Annotated in this window: 1 pseudogene; it reads right to left on the bottom strand. The window is 56.3% G+C overall.

Annotated elements, in window-relative coordinates:
* Positions 1 to 293: pseudogene (locus tag VZ95_RS26215) on the bottom strand (hypothetical protein); the annotation flags it as partial.
* Positions 294 to 824: the final 531 nt, after the last annotated feature.

Below are 824 nucleotides of genomic sequence, written 5' to 3'. Positions count from 1 at the left end.
GTATCGGCCAACGTCAACTTGCCCGAACCTTCCTTCTGAATGTCCACATATTCCTTCGTGAACGACAGGCGGGTGCTGAGGATCGCGACGTTGGTACCGAGCGACTTCGCAGCCGAATTATTCTGCGAAATGGCGTTATCCAAGCCCGACATCAAGAAATCGAGAGCCTGCGTGAACTGATCGTTGGCATTGATCGTCTGGTTAACGTCAAACGCCGCTGCCGACCACAGGGTCCCAGTGGTAACCGTCGAGATCGCATTCGAACCCGTCAACTGCGAGTCGACGAAGATCATGATCTGCGAGCCAGCAAAAAACGTTCAAACCCGAGGCGGTCGCGAAGTTGGTGTAGTTGAACGAACGCGCGCCGACCGAGCCCAAGTAAGTCGTCGAGGTACCGGTTGCATCGATCGTGGTTGCACCCGAGTTGTAACGAACGAGCTTCGCTTCCGTCGAAACGCCCGTGGTCGAGTTAACGCCGACCGCATAGTAGAGACCAACCGCACCCGCTGCGTTGTTGGAGAACACGGCGCCGCCACTGAACCAGTGTTAGCAGCCGAGGCGCCCTGAGAAGTCAACGCATTATAGGTCGTCAGACGACGCGCGGTAACATCGAGCTTGCTCGAGGAACGCTCAGAGAACTGAGTGGTCTGACGGGCAGTCGAGTTATTGACGAGATTCAGGCCCTGGTAGGTCGAATCAGCAGCGAGTTGATCGATCTGCGCCTTAACCGTTGAGTACTGCACTTGCAGATCGCCACGATCCAGCGAGGTCGCCGACTTCGCCGAGGTGACAATACCCTTCAGCTGCTTCAGCAGGTATCGATA

The sequence above is a fragment of the Elstera litoralis genome, from assembly GCF_000963705.1.
GTDB lineage: Bacteria > Pseudomonadota > Alphaproteobacteria > Elsterales > Elsteraceae > Elstera > Elstera litoralis.
Note: the sequence above shows the minus strand (reverse complement) of the source record. Positions and strands in the feature narration are given on the sequence as shown.